Here is a 21,735-nt window from a genome sequence, read left to right as displayed (position 1 = left end):
CATCTGGGCGAGCCTCGCCGTGCCTACCGGCTCCCGGTGGACTCCGTCGACGAGTTCGTGACGATTGGTCTCGGCATCGACCTCCGGTGGTCGTCGGCCAGGGCACGCGGCTGTTCCCCGACGCCGGCCCGGACATGGCGCTCGACCTGGTCGAGTCGCGAGCCTTCCCGAAGGGCATCACGCTCCAGGTCTACCGGCCGGGCGGGCGCCCGCAGTACGCAACCGACTGACATCCGTGCTGGCCGGTGGTGGCCTTCGATGCGCCTGGGTCAGTGCACCGGCAGCCACACTCGCATGGTGGACGCTCCGCGCTCGGCCCAGCGATGATAGGGGACGAGCTCGATCTCGTCACCGCCGACCGTACGGACCATGGCAGCGTCGGACCGCGCCACCGGGGGGACGGACGGGTCGACGAGCAGGTCGTCGAGAACCGCTCCCGGCGGCAGGTCCACCGACTCCGCGCACAGCACGAGCGGGCCGCGCTCGACGGCGACACAGGCGCGGACAGCGTCGATCCGGCGGTCCGGCCAGGTGAAGCGCGGTGTCGTCGGCAGCAGCAGCTGGATCTCCTCACCGGGGACGAGCGACCGGTCGACCACCGCGAACCCGGCCGCGACGACCCGGGTGCGGCCGCCCTCCACGAGGACGGCGCCGGCCGCCCACGACGGGATCCGCAGCCGCAGCGCGACCGCGCCCGCCGGAGCATCGGTCACCCGGAGCGTGACCGCGCCGTCCGCGGGGTACGCCGTCGTGACGTCGATCGCTATTGCACTGCCGTCGCCCAGGACGGTCCGGATCCGGGTGGGCGCGTACTGCAACAGGGTCAGCTCCCGCTCGGCGGCCGAAGCGGCGTAGGCCTGCCATGAGGCCAGCGTCCGGGCCAGGTTGGTCGGGCAGCAGGACACGTCGAACCATGCGGCCCTGGAGCCGCCCTCGGCCCGCGGGCTGACGGCGTCGTCGTCGCTGACTCCACCGGCGGTGCGCTGGTGCAGCGGGTTGGCGTAGAAGAACGCCCGGCCGTCCGACCGCGGCGAGGTCGCGACGACGTTGTAGAAGGTCCGCTCGATGAGGTCGGCGTACTTCACGTGGCCCGTGGCGAGGTACAGGCGCCAGGCGACCATCACGGACGCGACGCCGGCGCAGGTCTCGCAGTAGGCGCGGTCGGCCGGCAGCTCCCAGTCCTCGCCGAAGCCCTCGTCCTGGTGCCGGGAGCCCATCCCGCCGGTGATGTACGTACGCCGTTCCACCGTTCGGTCCCACTGCCGGACGATCGCGCCGAGCAGCTCGTCGTCGCCGAGGTCGACGGCGACGTCCACCGCGGCGGCGGCCAGATACAGGGCGCGGACGGCGTGCCCGCGGAACGCCGTCGCCTCGCGGATCGGCTGGTCGTCCTGGAAGTAGGCGCGCCCGAGCGGGATCTCGCGCAGGCTGCCGTGGCCGCGCCGGTCGAGGAACCGTCGGGCCTGCTCGACGAACCGCAGGTCACCGAGCGCGCGACCGAGCTCGGCCAGCCCGACCTCGATCTCCGGATGCCCGCACAACCCGGAGTCGTCGAACGTCGCGCAGACGTGGTCGGCGGCCCGCCGGGCGATGTCGACCAGCTCGTCCGGGCCCGTGGTGCGCAGCCGTGCGACCGCCGCCTGCAGGAGGTGGCCCGTGTTGTAGAGCTCGTGGCCGCTCTCCAGGTCGCTGTACCGCGGTTGCTGACCGCCGTGCCCATAGCAGGTGTTGAGGTAGCCGTCGGCATCCTGGGCGCGGGCGATCCGGGCGGTCAGCCGGCGGACGAGGGCGTCGGCCGCCGGGTCACCGGTGCGCCCGTACTCCCACGCGGCCGCCTCGATCAGCTTGTAGACCTCCGAGTCTGAGAACGACCAGCCCGGCCGGTCCGGTCCGGTGGTGCCGTCGGCGACCCGGTCGAAGTTGGCCAGCCAGCCCAGCCGCTCCATCCATCGCTCGCAGTGCTCCAGCGTCGCGGTCGCGTTGACGGTCTGCAGCCCCTCCCAGAACCCGCCGGTCACCTCGACCTCGCGCAGGCCGAGCGGCCGCTGCGCGCCGCGCGCGGGCAGGACCGGTGTGCCGCCGGCCGTATCGTCGCTGGTCACCGGCGCGGCGGTCATGCGGCCGCTCCGATGTGCAGCGGCAGCTCCGCGCCCTCTCTGGTGTAAACGGGGATGCGGTCCAGCGGCGCGTCGGCCGAGACGGTCGATCCACCCTCGAGGACGGCGCCGGTGCTGACCTCGACCCAGCGCACGCCGGCCGGCAGGTACACGTCGCGGGAGCGCTGTCCCGGCGCCGTGACCGGCGCGACGAGGATGTCCGGCCCGAACAGGAACTGGTCGGCCACCTCCCACGCGCGCCGGTCGCCGGGGAAGTCGATGAACAACGGCCGCATCGGTGGCAGCCCGGTCTCGGCGGCCAGGCGCATCTGCTCGTGGATGTACGGGCGCAGCCGTTCGCGCAAGTGCAGCAGGTCCGCGATGATCTCGTACGCCTCGTCGCCGTAGGACCACACCTCGTTCGGGCCGCCGGTCTGTGCGTACGAGGTCGGGGTGCGCGGTTCGCGGTCGCCGTGCAGACGGAACAGCGGGCAGAACACCCCGTACTGGAACCAGCGGATCATCAGTTCGCGATAGCCGGGGTCGCGGGCGTCGCCGCCGTGGAATCCTCCGATGTCGGTGGTCCACCACGGGATGCCGGCGACCGCGATGTTGAGCCCGGCCCGGACCTGCGTCCGGAGCGACTCCCAGGTCGCCGGGATGTCACCGGACCACACCGCCGCTCCGTACTTCTGCGCGCCGGCCCACGCCGACCGGCACAGCAGCACCGTCGGCTCCTGGCCGGCGGCGGCCATGCCCTCGGCGAACATCCTGGCGTTGTCCCGGGGATAGACACCGGCGACCTCGGCCCCCGGTCCGGCCCAGAAGGCGAGGTTGCCGGGGTGCGCGGGATTGAGCTCAGGCTCGCACGCGTCCAGCCAGAACACCCGGATGCCCAGGTCGAGGTAGTTGCGCCGCACCAGTTCCCAGACGTAGTCGCGGGTCTCCGGGTTGGTGGAGTCGTAGAACGCCACCGGCATCGGTGTCGTCATGCCCTTGTCCTGGATCGTCTGGTGCGCCTCGACGCCCTGGTCGGCACCCACGAGGAGGCCGCGGTCGCGGAAGTCGGCGAAGTTCTCCGACAACGGCGACACCGTCGGCCAGATGGACACCATGAGCTCGACGCCGAGCTCGCGCAGCTCCGCGACCATCGCCGCCGGGTCCGGCCACTCCGCCGGGTCGAACCGATAGTCGCCCATGGCCGACCAGTGGAAGTAATCGGCGACGATCACCGACAGCGGCAGTCCGCGGCGCCGGTGTTCGCGGGCGACGGCGAGCAGTTCGTCCTGGGTGCGGTAGCGCAGCTTGGACTGCCAGAAGCCGCTGGCCCAGTCCGGCAGCTCGGGCACGTGGCCGGTGGCGTCGGCGTACCGGGCCATGATCTCGGCGGGCGTGGGCGCCGCGGTGAACCAGTAGTCGATCTCGCGAGCCTGGCCGGCGACCCAGCGAGTGCCCGAGTCGGCGAACTCCACCCGGCCCACGGCGGGGACGTTCCACAGCAGGCCGTAGCCCCGGTCGGACAGGACGAACGGGATCGACACCTCGCCGTTGCGCTGTGCCAGGTCCAGCGCCAGGCCCTTGAGGTCGAGCCGGCCGTGCGTGCGCTGGCCCAGGCCGAACAGCTTCTCGCCCGGGTAGGCGGCGAACTGCTGGTGGATCTCGTAGGCGCCGGAGCGGTTGCCTTGGAAGTACCGGGCGCCCGGCATCCAGAAGTGCTCACGGCTCTCGGTGAGCAATTCCGCGCCGGTGCTGGTCCGGGTGAACGTCAGCAGCGGATCCGGGTACGGGGCGGTCCGGTCGAACCGGACGTCGACGGTGAGCTCGCCGTGCACCAGCCGGGCGCTGTCGTCGTCGACCGTGATCATCGGGGGGTCCGCCTTGGGCGGCTCGTCGAGCGCGCCGTGGCTCTCCGATGGGATCCGATACTGCGCCGCGCGCACCCGCACGCTGTCGGTGCCCCACGCCTCGATGGTCAGGACCTCGTGGCGGTGCCGGATCTCCAGCGTGGTGGGGGAAGGGTGGAAGGTCACCATGGATGTGTGTGTCCTCGAGTTCAGTCCTTGACGGCGCCGGCCGTCACGCCACCGGCCACGTAGCGCTGCGCGACGACGAGCAGCACCGCGGCCGGGATGGACGCGACCACGGCGGTCGCCATGATGGAGTTCCACTGGGTGGTGTTGTTGCCGATGTAGGCGTAGATGCCCAGGGTGATCGGGATCTGGTCGCCGTTGCGGTTCAGCGTGGAGGCGAAGATGAAGTCCGACCACGCCCACAGGAACGCGAACAGCGAGACCGTCAGCACGGAGTTGCGGCTCACCGGCAGCACGACGGACCGGAACGTCCGCCAGTGCCCGGCCCCGTCGACCTTGGCCGCCTGGATCAGCTCGCGAGGAATCCCGGACATGAACGCCGTGAACAGCAGCACGCCGAACGGCACCGCGATGGTGGTGTCGGCGATGATCAGGCCCCCGATCGTGTTCAGCCAGCCCAGCCGCACGTAGATGGCGTAGAACCCCATCGCCATGACGACACTCGGGATCATCTGCGCCACCAGCAGCAGGAAGCTCAGCGCACCCGATCCGCGCGGGCGGAGCTGTGCCAGAGCGAAGCCCGCGGGCGCGGAGATCGTCAACGTGAGCGCGACGCAGCCGAGACCGACGAGGATGCTCGTGGTCAGTGCCGGCAGCTGGTCGCTGAAGACGTCCGAGTAGCCCTCGAACGTCGGGTTCCACGGGAACCAGTGGGGTGGGTCGGCCCGCATGTCGCTCGTCTTCGTCAGCGACACGTTGATCATCCAGTAGACCGGGAAGAGCATGATCGCTGTCAGGACGACGCCGATCGCAGTCGTCCACCAGGTGCGGCGGGGGCTGCTCATGTCCGCTCCTGACGACGCTGGAGGTACAGGTAGACGAAGCCGGCGGCCAGGGCGATGACGATGAGCATGTTGCCCACTGCCGCCGCGGGGGAGAAGTCGGGCTGCCCGGTGCCGAACGCCTCGCGGTACGACCAGACCGCCAGTGTGAGGGAGGCGTTGCCCGGCCCGCCGGTCGTCATGATCCAGATGACGTCGACCACCTTGAGCGTGTAGATGAGGCCGAGCAGCAGGGTGATCGCCGACACCGGGCGGAGCAACGGGAAGGTCACCCGCCAGAACCGCTGCCAGGCGTTCGCTCCGTCCAGCGCCGCGGCTTCGTAGAGGTCGCCGGAGATGTTCTGCAGGCCGGCGTAGAGGATCACCAGGTTGAACGGGATGCCCAGCCAGATGTTGGCGATGATCACCGACCACAGCGCCCAGTCCGGAGACGTCAGCCAGTTGATCTGGCCGATGCCGAACGCTCCCAGCACCGAGTTGACGATGCCGTTCTCGCTGTTGAGCATCCATGACCAGGTGGATGCCGACACGATCAGCGGCAGCAGCCAGGGCACCAGGAACATCGCCCGGAGGACCGCCGACAGCCGGAACCGGCGGTGGAAGAACACCGCGAGCGCCAGGCCGACGGCGTACTGCGCGACGATGGAGATCAGCACGAACAGGGCGGTGTTGCGCAGTGCGAGGCCGAACATGCTGGAGGAGACCACGTCCGCATAGTTGTCCAGGCCGAGGAACTCGGCGTTGCCCTGGACGAACGCCCGCGGCGTGTAGTCGTGCAGGCTGAGCTCGACGTTCCGGTAGAGCGGATAGGCGTAGAAGATCGCCAGGTACGCCGCCAGGGGCGCGAGGAACGCCAGCGCCGCCCATCGTGTGGAGGACATCCGGCGTCGCGGCGGGGGAACACCCGCGGTGGTGGCGGGCGCTGCGGCCCCCGCCACCTCCGCGGCCGTGATGCTGTTCATGGTCGAGCGCATGACGTCACTCGGTCGCAGACTCCGCGTTCGCCTGTGCCTCGGCGAGCGCTTCCTCAGGGCTCATCGAGCCGCTCAGCGCGTTCTGGACCGCCGTCCAGAGCGCCTCGGAGATCAGCGGGTAGTCGGTGCCCAGGTCGTCGCTGGTCCGCCCCTTCGCGGTACGGACGGCGTCGACCCACGGCTGCAGGCTCGGATCCTCTGACAGCAGCGCCTCCTGGCCGGCCTGGGTCGGCGGAATGTAGTACGCGAACGTGTTCGCCGTCTCGACCAGACCCTCGGGCGTCGTCATGCACTCGACGATCTGCGTCGTCACGTCGTAGCGGGACTCGTCGTCCTGGACCGGCGCGGTGATGAACTCACCGCCGGTCGGGGTGGGTGCCGTGCCGCCGTCGACGCCCGGGACGGAGATGACCCCGGTCGGGAAGCCGGCCTCGGCGGCGCTGTTGACCTGCCAGGTGCCGTTCACCGCGAACCCGAAGGTGCCGGTGAGGAACTCCTCCCAGGTGGTGTTCTGCGAGTTCGTGATGACGGAGTTGGGTGCGTAGCCCGCCTCCAGCCAGCCGGTCCACAACGCCAGCGCCTCGGCCGCCTCGGCGGACTCGAGATCGCGCAGGTCCGCGCCGGCACCCCAGAACCACGGCAGGAACTGGAACGAGCCTTCCTCCGTGCCGATGCCGGCGAACGTGATGCCCTTGTGCCCGGCCGCCGTCACCTGCTGCAGCGCCGTGGTGAGCGAGGCCCAGTCGCTGATCGACGCGGGGTCCACGCCGGCGGCGTCGAGGATCTGCTGGTTGTAGTAGATGGCCAGCGTGTTCGCGCCGATGGGGATGCCATACGCGTCACCGTCGACGACGCCGGCGGCCAGCAGGTTCTCGTCGAACTCGGAGGTGTCGAAGCCGAACTCCTCCATCGTGGTGAGCATGCCGGTGTCCGCCAGCGTGGAGACGGCAGGGTTGTCGAGCAGGATGATGTCGGGCGCGGTGCCCTCCTGGGCAGACAGCAGCGCCTGGTTCGTCAGGGCCGTGGTGTCGTAGGCGGTGCGCTCGATGGTGACGCCGGCCTCGTCGCCGCAGGCCGCGACCCGCTGCGCCCAGTCCGAGCCCTCGTCGTGCTGCGGATACGGGTCCCACCAGGTGTAGGTGTCGTTCGAGGCCTCGGTGCTGCCTCCGTCGTCGTCGGACGACGAGCAGGCCGCCATGGCGGTGACGAAGAGCATTGCGGATCCGGCCGCGCCCAACCTCATGAATTGGGCGCGCGCCGGCTTGGTCAGACGCTTCACTGCGTTCCTCCTTGTATGGGTGGATCAGGTTCGGGGGGCGGCCGTGCTCTGCCGGTCCACCAACTCCGGGGCGACGAACCGGACGACGTAGGGCTCGGCTCTGCCGGCCTCGGACTCGATGCGGCGGACCAGCTGGCGGACGGCCATCCGCCCGAGCCGGTCAGGCGCGCTCTCGATGGACGAGTACGGCAGGGAGAAGACGCGGGCGAACTCGTCGGAGTACCGGCCGATGACCGACAGGTCGTGCGGCACGGTGAGCCCGCGGTCATGCAGGACGGTGGGGAGCGCCGCCGCGGCGGCCTCGTTGTTGAGCAGCAGCCCAGTGGCGGACGGATAGGCGTCCAGCAGGGCGTTCATGGAGCGGCCGACCGCGGGCTGGCGCGATTCGCCGTACACCGCGTGCAGGGTGACGCCGCGCAGGCGGGCCTGCTGGAGCGCGGCGTCCTGCAGCCGCCAGACATAGGCGCCGCCGCGCTGGACCACGTGCTCCGGCTGGGACACGAGGATCAGCTCGCGGTGGCCCAGCCGGTGCATGTGGTCGACCATCATCCGGCCGGCTTCTTCGAAGTCGAGGTCGAAGACGTCCAGGCCGGAGCAGTCGCCGGGCAGCCCGACCAGCGCACCGGGCTGTGGTGCGGCGCGCAGCACCGGGAGGCGGACGTCGTCCTGGGCGACGTTGAGCAGCACGAGGCCGTCGACCATGCGCGAGTCGGTGATGCGGCGCAGCGCCTTCGCCCCGTCTGAGTCGGTGACCAGCAGGGTGTCGTAGCCGAGCTCGCGGGCGGTGTCGGAGACGCCGAGCATGTACTCCAACATCGCCGGGGCGAACTCGTCCTCGAGGAACTGGGCCAGCAACCCGATCACCATGGTCTGCGACGTCGCCAGCGCGCGGGCGCCGGCGTTCGGGGTGTAGCCGAGCCGTAGAACGGCGTCGTTCACCCGTTGCCGGACCTCGGCGGAGATCGCCCGCTTGCCCGACAGGGCGTACGAGGCCGTGCTGCGGGAGACCCCGGCCGCCCGTGCGACGTCACCGATCGTGACCACTGTTCCTCCTCAGATCTGCGAACCGGTTCGACGATTGTCGGTCCCCGGCGGCGCGCTGGATGTGCCGGCGCGCCGCCGGAGCCCGGTCAGTTCGCCGCTGTCATCGCAGCCTCGGCCCGCTGAACGGTGCGACGGTGATCTTGTCGATCACGGGGGCGTACTGCGAGCGCAGCAGGATCCCCGGCCACGTGTCCGACGCATAGGTCACGCCGTCGAAGTTCGGCATCTCCTCCGACGCGAACGTGACCGTGTTCTGTCCCTTCCGCAGCTCCACCGGGATGGTGAGCTCCCAGAAGTTGTTCTGGTGGAACGAGTGCGGGAACGACACACTGCCCGCGTCCGACCCGTTGACGGTGAGGTCGGCGCGACGGGCGAGCGGGTCGGGGTTGTAGTGCGAGGCCACCGACTGCTCCGGGTTGGAGTAGCGCACCCGCATGGCGTACGTGCCGGCCGCGGGGGCGGTCACCTCGAACGTCAGGGTGTTGCCGTTGCCCGGCTCGCCGCCGATGCCCGTGACGGCGGCGCCGCCGCTGGCCAGCGAGAAGTCCGCCGCAGCGGCGGTGCCGGCCGTGGTGGCGTCCTCGGCCTCGTAGACCTGCTCGGCGAGCATGCCGGTCGCTTGCACGACCTCGAGCCGGTCGACGAGTGCGGCGCCCGTGATGCCGGTGACGGTGATCTTGTTGATCCCGCCGGACAGGGAGGCGGCCACGGCGGACGTCGTCGGCCCCACGCGCAGCACGTCGCGGCCGTTGACCGCCAGATCGGCGACCCCGCCGCCCAGCGCGCGCAGCCGCAAGGTGGCCTCGGCGTCATCGGCCGAATACACCCAGAACGTCGCGGTGTCGCCGGGCCGGACCTCGGCCGCGCCGGAGCCGGACGCGCCGCGCCGCTCCAGACGCGGGTCGTCGTAGACGGTTCGGGCACCATCCAGCTCGGCCAGCTCCGCCTCGTAGGTGTCGCTGGTCGCCTCCGGGTTGGCGAGCGAGAGATGGATCCGGTCGACGATCGCGTCGCCCTCCGTCGCCCCGGTGCCGTCGATGCTCCGCGCGGCCAGCGTGATGGTGTGCGTGCCGGCCGTCAGCTCCACCGTGGTGTCGGTGTGGTCCCAGACCACCCACTTGTAGCCCAGCGGAAGGAAGAGCTCCTGTTCGGCGGCGCCGTCGACGCGCAGGAACACGTTCGTCGGGCCCTGCTCCTGGACCAGGCCGTAGGTGTTGAGGGAGTTGGCGAAGACGCTGAGGTCGTAGACGCCGTCCTGCGGCACGTCGACGGTGAAGTCCAGCGTCACGTTCGAACCGGTCCGCAGGCCGCCGACGTTGTACCCGCCCGAGGTGTAGAACTTCGACACGTCGGACGGCGATCCTTCGGGGCCGTTGCGGCTGTAGCCGGAGCCGGTGTGTGCGGCGTCCTCGGCCTCGTAGGTCTGCTCCCACACGGTCGGCGGGACGGCGGTCGGCTCGCCGTCGCCGGCGGGGGCGAGGACGATCTCGTAGGCCGAGGACTCCCTGAGCTTCGGCAGGTCGCCGCCGAAGTCGAATGCGACCGTACCGTCGTCGGTCACCTCGACGACCCGCTCGTCGACGATCTTCGGCTGGGCCGAGTCGCCGATCTGTCCGGTCCACGGGATCTCGCGTATCCACGCGTGCACCGCGTCGCCGAGATCGTCGGGAACGTTCTGGAACTCGATGAACCCATTGCCGGCGGCGCCGCCGAACAGCGCCCTGGCCTGCGACTTCTCCTCGTCCAGCGTGGCCACGCCCTGCAGGGTGTAGTTCCGGCCCGGGAACGGCGGCCGGACCTCGACGGTGTGGCCGGTCATGGACGCGTAGGCGTTGAACAGCCACCACTGGCCGTTGCCGCGGTTGGCCTGGACGGCGGAGTCGGACAGGTTGCCGTCGATGTTCCAGTAGGCGATGTCGGCGTCCACCTTGGACTCCTCGATGGCCGAGATCCACTGGATCATCTGGCCCGGCACCGACGTGTGGTAGTTGAACGCGTACTCGTTGACGTTGATCGGCAGCTCAGTGCCCTCGTAGGGCGTGCCGGCGAAGAACTCCCGCTCCCACTGGCGGTAGCGGGCGACGCTGGTCCGCACCTGTTCCGGGTGGCTGAGCTCGTGCCAGGTCACGACGTCGGGGACGGTGCCGGCTTCGATGGTGTGCTCCATGAAGCCGATGACCTCGTTGTACAGCACGCTGGTGTTGGGCCCGGCGATGCGCGCGTCCGGCATCCTGCCCTTGATCAGCCGGTAGATCTCGTCCCAGGCGGCGAAGTAGTGCGTCGGGTCGGTGCGCCAGCTGACCCGGTTGTAGCTCCACTGGCCGGTGCCGAACATGTTGCCCTCGGGCTCGTTGAACGGCACGAACACGATGTTGTCCTGGTACGCCTCCGGCAGCTGGAGCACCTGGTCGACCTGCTTCTCGATCTTTTCGATGTACAGGTCGAGCTTCTGCTCGGGGGTGGCGCCGGGCCACTCGTAGGGGAAGCCCCGGTGGATGTCGGTCATGTAGATGTACACGTCGCCGTCGGTGCTGTCGGCCAGCGGTTTCACCACTTCGAGGGCGTCCGCTCCGGGGTGCTGGGGGCCGTCCTGTGCCTTGGTGGAGACGGTGCGCAGCTTCATGCCCTCGATCAGGTTGTTGGTCGGCACGTCCTGGCCGTACAGCCCGTAGAGCGTGCCGGAGGCGCCGCCGTGGAACGGGCCGGTGTCCTCGGCGAGGTCGATGACCAGTTCGCCTTCACGGACGACGGTGACGGTCGCGGTCACCGCCCACCCGCCGGCGATGCCGCCGACGGTGAAGGAGCCTCGCTGGGCGTAGTCCTCGGGGTCGACGGCGTCCCAGGTCACCGGGAGGGCGCGGGCGTAGCCGTCGCTGAACGTCGCCGGGACGGTCGCCGGGAGGCTCGGCGCCGTGCCGATCGACGTGCGCACGTCGAACGAGGTCTGCGCGATGCCGGTAGGCGTGGGCAGGGTGCCGCCGAAGTCCTCGGCCACCTGCTCGGGGGTCAGGGCGGCCCGGTAGACGCGGAAGTCGTCGACCGCACCGGCGAACAGCGGGTCCTGGTAGAACGACCGGCCGATGAACCCCGCTGAGGTAGCGCTCGCGGTCAGCAGGTCGCCGGCGCCGATGGTAGTGGGTGCCGAGCCGACGGCGACGCCGTCGAGGTACGTGGTGATCCGGTCCGCCGCGGTGTCGAGGGTGACCGTGAGCGTCTTCCAGGTGTTGGCCGGCAGCGCTGCCGTGCCCGTGACCTGCGCCTCCGCGCCGCCACCACCAGTCGTGACAGCGGTACGCAGCCGGCCGTCGCCGTTGTAGGGCGTGCTGAACAGGTACCGGGTGGTGTTCGTGCCGAGTGCGTAGATCCACTGCCACGACGCGGGCGTGCCGTCCCAGCGGATGCGGGTCGAGACGGTGAGGTCGGTGGCGCCGGCGAGGATCTGCCGGGGGAGCTGGATGTAGGCGCCGGTGGAGGTCGGCGCACCGCCGGGAAGATCGACGGCGGAGCCGCCGTCGGCTCCCTCGACCAGGGTGGCGCTGGCGCCGTTGACGAGCGTGGCGTTCAGGCCGTTGCCCGAGGAATCGGTGACGACCCCGGTGGTCAGGTCGTCGGGGTCGAACTCGTAGCGGACCAGGGGCGCCGGGAGATCGGCTGCTGCCGCCGGCGCTGCGAAGCCGCCGGCGGTGAGACCGGCGCCGAGTGTGGCGAGCGCGGCCGATGCCGCGGCGGCGCGCACTCGTGTTGCTCTCGAAAGCACCATCGTTGCTGCTCCTGATTCGTCGCGTGCGTTGGTGATGCCGATGGGTCCTGCGGTGTTGCTGCGGTGTCCTCCTCGCCGCCACCCCGGCCGGCCGATCGTCGAACCGGTTCGACAATACTGGGCCGGAATGGCTGACCTCTGTGATGTGCGGAGTTGGCCGGAATGCCGGGCTACGGCGACCCATTGTGAGCGCTCACACGCGTCCGGTCAAGGCTTCCGCGGGCCCTTCTCAGCTGTCGCTCGCCGCGTGGACGACGACCAGGGCGTCCCGGGTGGGTGGTTCGGTGTCGTCCGTGGCGCCGCGTTGCCGGTGGTCGGCGTTCTGCCGAGCGCGTGACACGCTGGCCGGGGGTGTGGCGTTGGTCGTCCCCCTGCTGCCCGATTGTCTTGGCCGCCGTTGTCGATGACGATGGGTCGTCGTTGACGTTGACGACGACGACCGGCACGCTTGATCATGGAGAAGGTCGCCTTTGGAGTCGCGGGAAACCCGACCTTCTCCATGATCAACTCGGTGAGGGGGGTGTGAGCCGGCCATGGGGGGCAGGTCATTCCAGGCGCTGCCCGCCGGGGCGGCTCGCATCCCTGCCGGCGCCGGTGATCATCAACCTTTGTGTCGTCGGAGCAGTACAGAAGGTTGATGATCACGGAGAAGTGCGGGTTCCCGGGACGCTGGAACGGCCAACCCCGTGGAACCCGGATCACGCCAGTACACCTTGAGGTGTGCCCAGACTCGCCCCGTCCCCCTGATAGCTGCCCGGTCTTGGCGCGCGGTCGCGGCAAGAGAATGGGGCAGCAGGGGGACGGCGAACGCCACGACCCCGACGCACGTTCACCCGGCGAACCTGACGCGTCGACCCACGGAAGCAGCAGGAGAGCCTCACTTGCGCGGCCTGGTCATCGTTCAGCCCGATGGTCCACCGGACGAACGCGCACGCCCGCGGTTCGTCCAGCGCCCCGGCCTCCGTCGCCTCGCCCAGGACCCCGGCAACGGCGTCATCGAGCTGGCGCACGGTGGGTTCGTCATCGGGCACCAGATCGATCTGCACCACGCACAGAAGGCCGGCGCCGCAGCCGAGCGAAGCGACCACGCCGACCTCCTTCCGTCCATCGACAACCGCGGTCAGGCCTGCCAGAACGCCTGACGCGCGACCGACCCGTTCACCGTCCTGCGGTACTGGCCCGGCGACTGGCCCGTGTGCTTCTTGAAGACGACGCTCATGTACTCCGAGTGGCTGAAGTTCAGCCGTTCCGCGATCTGCTGCAGCGTCCAGTCCGTCGAGGAGAGCAACTCGGCGACGTGTCCCATGCGGACCCTGATGATCTCGCCGTGGACTGTCCGGCCCAGGGTCGCGGCGAACCGATGGTCCAGTGCGCGCCGTGAGAGCCCGACGTGCCGGAGCACGGCGCTCACGGCGAGGTTCTGGTCGGACCGGGCGCGGATGAACCGCAATGCCTCGGAGACGAGCGGATCGTCGACGGCCAGGATGTCGGACGACTGGCGGGCGACGATGCGGGTGGGCTCGATGAGCCTGAGGCCTGGTTCGAGGGAGTGCCCTTGCATCATCAGATCGAGCAGATGGGCTGCCAGGTAGCCGGTCGCGGTCGTGTTGGGTTCGATGCTCGACAGCGGGGGTGTCGTGAGGTTGCCGATCAGCTCGTCGTTGTCGACCCCGATCACCGCGACGGCGTCGGGCACCGCGAGGCCGGCGATCTTGCAGGCCTCCAGGACCTCCTGGCCGGCGATGTCGTAGCAGGCGAGGACGCCGACCGGCTTCGGCAGGTCGCCCAGCCAGGCCGCGAGGCGTTCACGGTCGGCGGCGAGCATGCCGGACGGCTTCATCCGGAACTCGTGCGGCGTCGCGCCGCGTTGACGGACGTGGCCGGCGAACCACTCGCTGCGTTTCACCGACCAGGCGAACCGCTCGTCGCCGCAGAAGGCGAAGTTCCGCAGGCCACGCTCGGCGAAGTGCCCGACGGCCCAGCGGGCGATCGTGCCGTCGTCGGTCTCGACGCCAGGGAGATCCGGGACCAGCCGGGCAGCGCTGAGGTCGACCGTCGGCAGGCCGAGCCGCCGGATGAAACGGGCGGTTCCCTCGTTCTCGATGCGGGCCAGCACGCCGTCGCCGTGCCAGCCTTCGAGCCAAGAGAAGTCGGTGTCGTGCCGGCTGTGCTCGGCGAGGTAGAGCGACCAGTGCGGGTGCTCGCCGACGTACTTCTTCACCCCGACGAGCAGCCCACGGGCATAGGCGTTCGAGGTTTCGACCAACAGTGCGACGTGCCGCGTGCCCATGACAACCATGTAAAAAATCTAAGGTCTGATGCTGGATTGCGCATGGTTTGCCCTGTTGTGTCCTCCGTAGCCTTCACGACACAGGAGGTCAACGATGACGCAGAGAGTACGTATGGCCATCGCCGGATTGGGTTTCGGCTCGGAGTTCGTGCCGATCTACCAAGCCCATCCGGACGCTGAACTCGTGGCCGTGTGCCAACGGACCGAGACCGCGCTCAACGAGACGGCCGACCGTTTCGGTGTCCCGGGCCGATATACGGACTACGCCGCGATGCTCGAGGATCCGGACATCGACGCGGTGCACATCAACACCCCGATCCCGGACCACGCCGGCCACACCATCGCCGCGCTTCGAGCGGGCAAGCACGTCGCCTGTACCGTGCCGATGGCCACGACTCTCGAGGAGTGCCGGTCGATCGTCTCAGCAGTCCGGGAGTCCGGCAGGAAGTACATGATGATGGAGACCGTCGTGTACTCCCGCGAGTTCCTGCACGTCAAGGACCTCGTCGAGAACGGGACGCTGGGTCGCATCCAGTTCCTGCGCGGAGCACATCACCAGGAGATGGCCGGCTGGCCCGGGTACTGGGAGGGCCTCCCTCCCATGCACTACGCCACCCATGCCGTGAGCCCGGTTCTGTCATTGGCCGGCGCGCTGGCCGAGAGCGTCGTGTGTCTCGGTTCAGGACGCATCTCTCCCGAACTCACGGCGAAGTACGGGTCGCCGTTCGCGGTGGAGAGCGCCCTCATCACGTTGCGTGACTCGCCCATCGGTGCGGAGATCGCGCGCTCGCTGTTCGAGACGGCGCGCGAATACGTCGAGAGCTTCACCGTCTTCGGCGAGCTGGCGAGTTTCGAATGGGAACAGACGCAGGGTTTGGGCCACGTCCTGCACGTCGGCGAGATTCCCAAGTCCGTCGAGATCCCGGACTTTGCGCACCGGTTGCCTCCGGAGATCGCGCCGTTCACCACCCGCGGCGTCTATGACGACGAGAACGAGCACCTCTCGTTCACCCAGGGCAGCGGTCACGGCGGATCCCACCCCCACATGGCCCACGAGTTCGTCCGCAGCATCATCGAGGACCGGGCGCCCGCCGTCGACGAAGTCACGGCCGCGAACTGGACCTCTGTCGGGATCTGCGCCCACGAGTCGGCCATGAACGGCGGCACTCGGGTGGCGATCCCGGACTACACGAGCTGACGTCTGCCGTCACGCACCAGGTCGTCCGACACCACGCGCCGATCGGCGCTCAACAGTGGGAGGTACCGATGACGCCTGCCCTGATCGATGCGGACCGGAGTTCCTCGAGGCGCCGGTTGACGGAGTTGCGCCGGCCCCCTGTCTGGGTCGCCGCCGTCATCGCCGTGGCCGTCGCCGCGTGGGTGCTGTTCCTCGCGGACGGCACGCCGGCCGGAGCTGCGGTCGACGACCCCGGCAAGTTCCTGGTCACGGTCCTCGACGGTGTGACCTTCGCCGGCCTGCTGTTCGTCGCGGCGTCCGGGTTCACGCTGATCTTCGGACTGATGCGCACGGTGAACATGGCGCACGGGTCGCTGTTCCTGCTGGCCGCCTACGTCGCCATCCGGGTGCAGGAGGCCATGGTGGGCCGGTCCCGCAACATCGACCCGGCTGACGTGGGTCTGCTCGACTGGCTGGTCCCTCTGCTGGCCGGCGCCGGTGTCGCGGCCGTGCTCGGTCTGCTGATCCAGCAGGTGTTCCTGCAGTGGAACGAGGGTCAGGAGATGCGCCAGACGCTGCTGACGCTCGCCATCACTGTCGTGCTGGCCGACCAGATGCTTCGTGAGTTCGGCGGGCTGGCACAGCGGATGGTCTGGCCGGGTGCGGTGACGCACTTCTTCTCGGTCATGGGGGAGCGCTACGCCGTCACCAGGCTCGTCATGCTCGGCATCGCCGTGCTGGTCGGCGTACTGCTGTGGCTGTGGCTGACCCGGACCAGCGTGGGCATCGTCATCCGGGCCGGCGTGGACGACCGGCAGATGGTGCGCGGGCTGGGCATCAACATCCGCCGGGTGTTCGCGCTCACCTTCCTCGTCGGGTCGTTCCTGGCCGGCGTGGGCGGAGTGCTCGGCGCGTCGTTCGCCGGCGCGGCCCCCGGAACGGACGGCAGCTGGCTGCTGAACGCGCTCGTGGTCGTGATCATCGGCGGTCTCGGCTCTCTCAAGGGCGCCGCCGCCGGCTCGCTGTTGTACGGCACGGTGGTCGCCTTCTCGCCCGCCTATCTGCCCAGCCAGTACTCCTACTACGCGATCATCATGACGTTCGGTCTCCTGGCGCTCGTGCTGGCCATCCGTCCCTACGGACTGTTCGGGAGGCCGGCATGAACCTGCGTGAACGCCTGACCGGCGAGACACTCGCCCTTGCCGGCCTGGTCCTCATCCTGGTCCTGCTGCCCAGCCTGGCCACGGCGTTCTTCGTCAACTTCGTCATGACCCAGACGCTGATCCTGGGCCTGGCCGCGGCGACCATCGTGTTCCTGGCCAAGTACGGCGGCATGACCTCGCTCGCGCAACTCCTCATGTTCGGGATCGCCGGGTTCATGTTCGGCAACGCCGCCCTCGACGGCGGCGCCCGCGGCCTGAACCTCGGCTGGCACCCGTGGGCCGCCGTCGGGTTCGCGATCCTGGTCACGACGCTGGCCGCGTTCCTGCTCGGCGCGATCGCGAGCCGGACCACGGGCATCTACTTCCTCATGCTCACCCTGGTCTACGGGGTCATCGGCTACTTCGTGTTCGCCCAGATCGTCGAGATCTCCGGACCCGGCGGCATCACGAGCATCCAGCGGCCGGACCTCTTGGGACCGCCGGTCCGGTTGTACTACGCAGGACTACTGCTCTCCGTGGTGGTCTATGCCGGCTTCCGGACGATCCGGCGAACAGCCTTCGGACTGGCGCTCCAGGGCGTCCGCGACGACCCGATCCGGATGGCGTCACTGGGGTTCAACGTGCCCCTGCACCGGACGCTGGCGTTCACCCTGGCCGGGTTCGTTGCCGGGCTGGCAGGGCTGCTGAACGTGTGGTGGAACGGCCAGATCGACCCGGCGTCGATCTCCATCGGGCCGACGCTGATCCTGCTGATCATCGCCGTCATCGGCGGCATCTCGTCGCTGGAAGGCGCCTGGCTCGGGGCGTTCGTCTACGTCCTGGTCTTCACCTACCTGCGCGACCTGCCGTTCGTCGACCGCATCGGCATCACCGAGGCCCGGTTCAACACCGTCATCGGCGTCATCGTGCTGGCGATCATGGTCCTCTCACCGGAGGGCCTGACGGGGATCGTCCAGCGGTTGCGCGGCCGCTTGCGGCGCCGCGCCGCGACCGAGCCCACTGCGTCGACCGGCGGATCGCTTCCTGTGCACACGACTACTCAGAAGGAACTCGGAGGAACACGATCATGAGCAGACTGAAGCGACGAACGGCGCTGGCGCTCTCCATGACGGCGGGTCTGGCGCTGGTGGCCGCGGGCTGCGGCGGCGGCGACGACGAATCGGCCGGCCTGCCCGCCGACCAGGAGACGGTCGCCGGCGACGGGACCGGCTCGCCGCCCGCCGGCGGCGACGGGGTCCGGCTGGGGATCCTGGGCCAGTGCGAGGGCCCGTTCGGCGGCTTCCACGAGGATGTCGTCGGCGGTGCGACGCTGGCCATGACCCAGTTCGCCGGCGCGACCCCGGGCTCGTCGACCACCGCGCTCGACGGCTTCACCGGCGCAGAAGTCGCCGGAACCCCGATCGAGCTCGTCGGCATCGGGTGTGGCGACGACACCGCCGACCGCATCCTGCAGGAGGTGCGCCGCCTGGTCGAGCAGCTCGGCGCCAATGTGATCATCGGCCCGCTCTCCGGTGACGAGGGCATCGCGATCGCCGAGTACGCCAAGGCGAACCCCGAGCTCACCGTCCTCGCCGGCATCTCCGGGTCGCAGGAGCAGACGCTGCAGGTCCAGGCGCCGAACTACTTCCGCTTCTACGGCGACGGGGCGATCTGGAACGCGGGTCTCGGCGACCTGCTGCACAACCAGGAGGGCTGGGACACCGTCGCCGTCATCGCCGACGACTACAGCTTCGGCCACACCTCGGCGGCCGGTTTCATCGCAGACTTCTGTGCCGTCGGCGGTGAGGTCACCAGCCGGGTCTTCCCGCCGCTGGGCACGACGGACTACTCGTCCTACATCGCCCAACTGCCGAACCCGGACGAGGTCGACGGGTACTTCTGGGCGGTCGGCGGCACCGGGACCCAGGCGTCACTTGAGGCGTTCGTCAATGCCAAGGGCGACCTCACCGGCGACCAGCACGCGGGCAACCTGTTCTTCAACCCCGGCCTCGCCCAAGCGCTCGGGCCCGACATCGCCGGTGCTTACGTCGGTGGTTTCGCCACCCTGCCCGGCGATGTCCAGACTCCGGAGATCGAAAATTACCTGGCCGCCGCGGACGAGACCTGGGAGACCATCCCCGGGGCGCTGAGCGGCAACGAGCCCGCTCCGCCGTCCGTGGCTGCCGCGTTCGGGTTCTTCTACGGCTACTACACGGCCGGCGTGGCGCTGGTCGAGGCGCTGGATGCGGTGGGCGGCGACATGTCCGACCTCGACGCCTTCCACGAGGCGATCTCCGGACTCACCCTCGACCTTCCCTACGGCGACATCAGCCTGGACGAGAACCGCAGCGGCGTCGTCGACGTCGGCCTGTCGCGCCTGGTGCTCGACGAGTCCGGGGAAGTCGTCCAGGAGACCGTGGCCATCGTGCCCGGCGTCGACCAGACATTCGGCGGCACGTTCAGCCCCGACACGCCCTCGCCGGGCCGGGACTTCCCGGCGTGCGAGGAGCGTGACCTGCCGTGGGAGGGCAACGCCATCCCCGTCGTCGACGGCGTCCCGCAGAGCTAGTCCCCAAGCCGACCGCGAGGTCCCAGGCGGCGGCGAGTCCCGCAAGGGAATGGAAAGGAGGAGGATCGCCATGGCGCCCGTCGTCCAGGTCAGCGCGGTCACGGTGGCGTTCGGAGGCCTGCGCGCCCTTCGCGGTATCGATCTCGACATCGCCCAGGGCGAGCGAGTGGCCGTCATCGGACCGAACGGAGCCGGCAAGACCACGCTGTTCAACGTCATCGCCGGCGACATCACACCGACCACCGGTGCGGTGGTCATCAAAGGGCAGGACTGCACCTACCGCCCGTCTCGTCAGCGCCCACGCCTTGGTTTGGCGCGGACCTACCAGAAGGCACGCGCGTTCGCCGGCCTCACGGTGCGAGAGAACATCTATCTCGCGCTCGCGGGTCACAGCGGCCGGCACCGGGCGCTCTGGCAGTCCAGGGCCGATCGCGGGATGCGGGCCGAAGCCGCCGAGGTCGCTGCCCGGACCTGGCTGTCCGGGCAGATCGACGTGGTGGCGGGTGAGCTCGCCCACGGACAGCGGCGGCAGCTCGAACTGGCGATGGCGATCGCCACGCGGCCGGACGTGATGCTGCTCGACGAACCGGCGTCCGGCCTCTCCCGCGGGGAGCGGGAGCGGCTGATCGAACTGCTCGAATCGTTCGACGACCAGCTGACCCTGCTGTTGATCGAGCACGACATGGACGTCGCGTTCCGGATCGCGCAGCGGGTGGTCGTGATGGCGGACGGCGAGCAGGTCATGGCCGGAACACCCGAGCAGGTTCGTGCGGATCCGCACGTCCACCGGATCTATCTCGGCACGGAGGCGGCTGCATGACACCGGACGATGCACTGCTCGAGGTCCGCGATCTGCGCGCCGGCTACGGAGCGTCCCGGGTTCTCGACGGTCTGAGCTTCAGCATGGGGGCCGAGTCGGTCGCCGTCGTGGGGCGCAACGGCATGGGCAAGACCACGCTCTGCGACGCGCTGGTCGGATTCGTGCGGCCGTCGGGCGGCGAAGTCCGGCTGGCCGGCCGGAGGCTCGACGGGCTCGCTCCTGAGACGATCGCCATCGCCGGCATCGCCTACGTCCCCCAGGGCCGACGGCTCTTTCCCTCGCTCACCGTCGACGAGCACCTCTCCATGCTGGCCCGGCGCGCTCGGGGCAGACGATGGACACCCGACGCGGTCTACGAGCTGTTCCCGCGGCTCGCGCAGCGCCGGCGACACGGCGGAGCCGATCTGTCCGGCGGCGAGCAGCAGATGCTCGCCGTCGGCAGGGCACTCCTGCTGAACGCACCGCTGATCGTGATGGACGAACCCTCCGAAGGGCTGGCTCCCACGATCGTCGACGTGCTCGTCGACGCCGTCCATCACCTGGTGGCCGAGGGTGTGGCGGTGCTCGTGGTCGAGCAGAACCTGAGGGCGGCGGTGCGGCTGGCCGACCGCCAGCTCGTCATGGTCTCCGGTCGCATCGAGGCGGAGTTCACCGGCGACGAGCTGCTGAATCGGCCCGAACTCCAGCGCCGCTATCTCGGCGTCGGTTCTACGGCACCGGCCGGCATCGCCACCGGAAACCAGCACACGGAAGGAGAACGCGCATGACGTCGAGGAGGGCGCTGGGGGCCAACACCTGGATCTGGACCTCGCCGCTGACCGACCAGCGGCTGGCCGAGCTGGCGCCGCGGATCCGCGAGTGGGGCTTCGACGTGATCGAGCTCCCGGTCGAGAACGTGGGCGACTGGGATCCGGGCCGAGCGGCGACGCTGCTCGACTCGCTCGGCCTGTCGGCCACCATCGTCGTCGCCATGGGGCCGGGTCGCGAGCTGGTGAGCACGGACCGGGAGACGATCGCGTCGACGCGCGACTACCTTCGCCGGGTCGTCGACCTCGCGGCGGCGGTCTCGTCGCCGGTGATCGCCGGGCCGATCTACACGTCGGTCGGAAGGACGTGGCGGATCGGCGAGGCGGAGCGACGTGGCTGTTACGAGCAGCTGCGCGACAGCCTCGAGCCCGTGGTCCGGCACGCGATGGACGCCGGCGTCAGCCTGGCCGTCGAACCCCTCAACCGCTACGAGACCAGCCTGATCAACACAGTCGACCAGGCACTGGAGGCGCTCGACGGCCTCCCGGCCGCGGGCTGTGGCCTGGGCCTGGACGTCTACCACATGAACATCGAGGAACGCAGCATCACCGAGGCCATCCGGAGAGCCGCCGGCCGGATCGCGCACGTGCAGGTCTGCGCGAACGACCGTGGCGCGCCGGGTGCGGATCACCTGAACTGGCCCGGCATCGTCGCCGCCCTGGACGCGGCCGGCTACCGGGGACCGCTCGTGATCGAGTCGTTCACCGGCGACAACGCGACGATCGCGACGGCGGCGTCGATCTGGCGGCCGTTGGCGAAGACGCAGGATGCCATCGCCGTCGACGGGCTCGCCTTCCTCACCGGGGTCGTGCGGGGAGGGGGTGTGTCCTAACCGATCCGTGCACGTCGGGCTGTTCACCTCGGACGGACCTTCCGTCCCCATCCGCAACGAAGCGACGGTGAGA

16 protein-coding genes and 1 pseudogene are annotated in these 21,735 nt (G+C 69.7%); 9 read left to right on the top strand and 8 right to left on the bottom strand.

The genetic code is table 11. From position 1 onward, the window contains the following. Positions 1-83: 83 nt before the first annotated feature. Positions 84-230 (top strand): annotated as a pseudogene (locus tag E1262_RS01835) (dihydrofolate reductase family protein); the annotation flags it as partial. A 39-nt stretch (positions 231-269) separates the two neighbouring features. On the opposite strand, the gene E1262_RS01830 reads toward E1262_RS01835, so the two are convergent. From E1262_RS01830 to E1262_RS01800, 7 genes are all read right to left on the bottom strand, one after another. After that, positions 270-2,117: a glycoside hydrolase family 127 protein gene (locus E1262_RS01830; RefSeq protein ID WP_132101341.1), complete on the bottom strand. Its 1,848-nt coding sequence runs from the start codon at positions 2,115-2,117 to the stop codon at positions 270-272. Continuing rightward, complete coding sequence (locus E1262_RS01825; protein WP_132101340.1) at positions 2,114-4,129, bottom strand: glycoside hydrolase family 31 protein; 2,016 nt, start codon at positions 4,127-4,129, stop codon at positions 2,114-2,116. Before E1262_RS01825 ends, E1262_RS01830 begins: the two co-directional genes overlap by 4 nt. A 20-nt stretch (positions 4,130-4,149) precedes the next feature. Continuing rightward, entirely contained in the window at positions 4,150-4,971 is an 822-nt protein-coding gene (locus E1262_RS01820; protein ID WP_132101339.1) for a carbohydrate ABC transporter permease, read from the bottom strand. Beyond that, complete coding sequence (locus E1262_RS01815; RefSeq protein ID WP_132101338.1) at positions 4,968-5,930, bottom strand: carbohydrate ABC transporter permease; 963 nt, start codon at positions 5,928-5,930, stop codon at positions 4,968-4,970. The genes E1262_RS01820 and E1262_RS01815 overlap by 4 nt, the downstream gene beginning before the upstream one ends. Positions 5,931-5,946: 16 nt before the next feature. Further along, a complete protein-coding gene (locus E1262_RS01810; RefSeq protein ID WP_132101467.1) occupies positions 5,947-7,185 on the bottom strand; it encodes a sugar ABC transporter substrate-binding protein in 1,239 nt (412 codons plus the stop codon). Between the two features lie 60 nt (positions 7,186-7,245). After that, positions 7,246-8,265, bottom strand: a complete 1,020-nt coding sequence (locus E1262_RS01805) for a LacI family DNA-binding transcriptional regulator (RefSeq protein ID WP_132101337.1) — start codon at positions 8,263-8,265, stop codon at positions 7,246-7,248. Between the two features lie 100 nt (positions 8,266-8,365). Further along, a complete protein-coding gene (locus E1262_RS01800) occupies positions 8,366-12,025 on the bottom strand; it encodes a LamG-like jellyroll fold domain-containing protein (RefSeq protein WP_132101336.1) in 3,660 nt (1,219 codons plus the stop codon). An 881-nt stretch (positions 12,026-12,906) separates the two neighbouring features. On the opposite strand from E1262_RS01800, the gene E1262_RS01795 reads away from it, so the two are divergent. Beyond that, positions 12,907-13,167 carry a hypothetical protein gene (locus E1262_RS01795; protein ID WP_132101335.1) on the top strand — a complete coding sequence of 87 codons (261 nt, stop codon included), beginning with the start codon at positions 12,907-12,909 and terminating at the stop codon, positions 13,165-13,167. Here E1262_RS01795 and E1262_RS01790 read toward each other — a convergent pair. Further along, positions 13,146-14,324, bottom strand: coding sequence for a XylR family transcriptional regulator (locus tag E1262_RS01790; protein ID WP_203453445.1), 1,179 nt, complete (start codon positions 14,322-14,324; stop codon positions 13,146-13,148). The two genes, E1262_RS01795 and E1262_RS01790, sit on opposite strands and share 22 nt — an antisense overlap. An 85-nt stretch (positions 14,325-14,409) precedes the next feature. Here E1262_RS01790 and E1262_RS01785 point away from each other — a divergent pair, with 85 nt between their 5' ends. The 7 genes from E1262_RS01785 to E1262_RS01755 all read left to right on the top strand — a co-directional run bounded on the left by E1262_RS01785 (position 14,410) and on the right by E1262_RS01755 (position 21,662). Next, the gene (locus E1262_RS01785; RefSeq protein WP_132101334.1) at positions 14,410-15,513 is read left to right on the top strand and encodes a Gfo/Idh/MocA family protein; all 1,104 of its coding nucleotides are present in this window, start codon (positions 14,410-14,412) and stop codon (positions 15,511-15,513) included. Between the two features lie 68 nt (positions 15,514-15,581). Further along, entirely contained in the window at positions 15,582-16,655 is a 1,074-nt protein-coding gene (locus E1262_RS01780; protein WP_132101333.1) for a branched-chain amino acid ABC transporter permease, read from the top strand. Further along, entirely contained in the window at positions 16,652-17,725 is a 1,074-nt protein-coding gene (locus E1262_RS01775) for a branched-chain amino acid ABC transporter permease (RefSeq protein WP_132101332.1), read from the top strand. Before E1262_RS01780 ends, E1262_RS01775 begins: the two co-directional genes overlap by 4 nt. After that, on the top strand, positions 17,722-19,203 hold the full coding sequence (locus E1262_RS01770) for an ABC transporter substrate-binding protein (protein ID WP_132101331.1): 1,482 nt from the start codon (positions 17,722-17,724) through the stop codon (positions 19,201-19,203). Before E1262_RS01775 ends, E1262_RS01770 begins: the two co-directional genes overlap by 4 nt. A 70-nt stretch (positions 19,204-19,273) precedes the next feature. Beyond that, positions 19,274-20,023, top strand: a complete 750-nt coding sequence (locus E1262_RS01765; protein ID WP_203453444.1) for an ABC transporter ATP-binding protein — start codon at positions 19,274-19,276, stop codon at positions 20,021-20,023. Continuing rightward, positions 20,020-20,790 (top strand): ABC transporter ATP-binding protein, encoded by a 771-nt coding sequence (locus tag E1262_RS01760; protein ID WP_132101329.1) that lies wholly within the window; start codon positions 20,020-20,022, stop codon positions 20,788-20,790. Before E1262_RS01765 ends, E1262_RS01760 begins: the two co-directional genes overlap by 4 nt. Next, positions 20,787-21,662, top strand: a complete 876-nt coding sequence (locus E1262_RS01755) for a sugar phosphate isomerase/epimerase family protein (protein ID WP_132101328.1) — start codon at positions 20,787-20,789, stop codon at positions 21,660-21,662. The genes E1262_RS01760 and E1262_RS01755 overlap by 4 nt, the downstream gene beginning before the upstream one ends. Positions 21,663-21,735 lie beyond the last annotated feature (73 nt).

Origin of the sequence: Jiangella aurantiaca, assembly GCF_004349105.1 — a bacterium.
GTDB classification, from domain to species: Bacteria; Actinomycetota; Actinomycetes; order Jiangellales; family Jiangellaceae; genus Jiangella; species Jiangella aurantiaca.
Note: the sequence above shows the minus strand (reverse complement) of the source record. Positions and strands in the feature narration are given on the sequence as shown.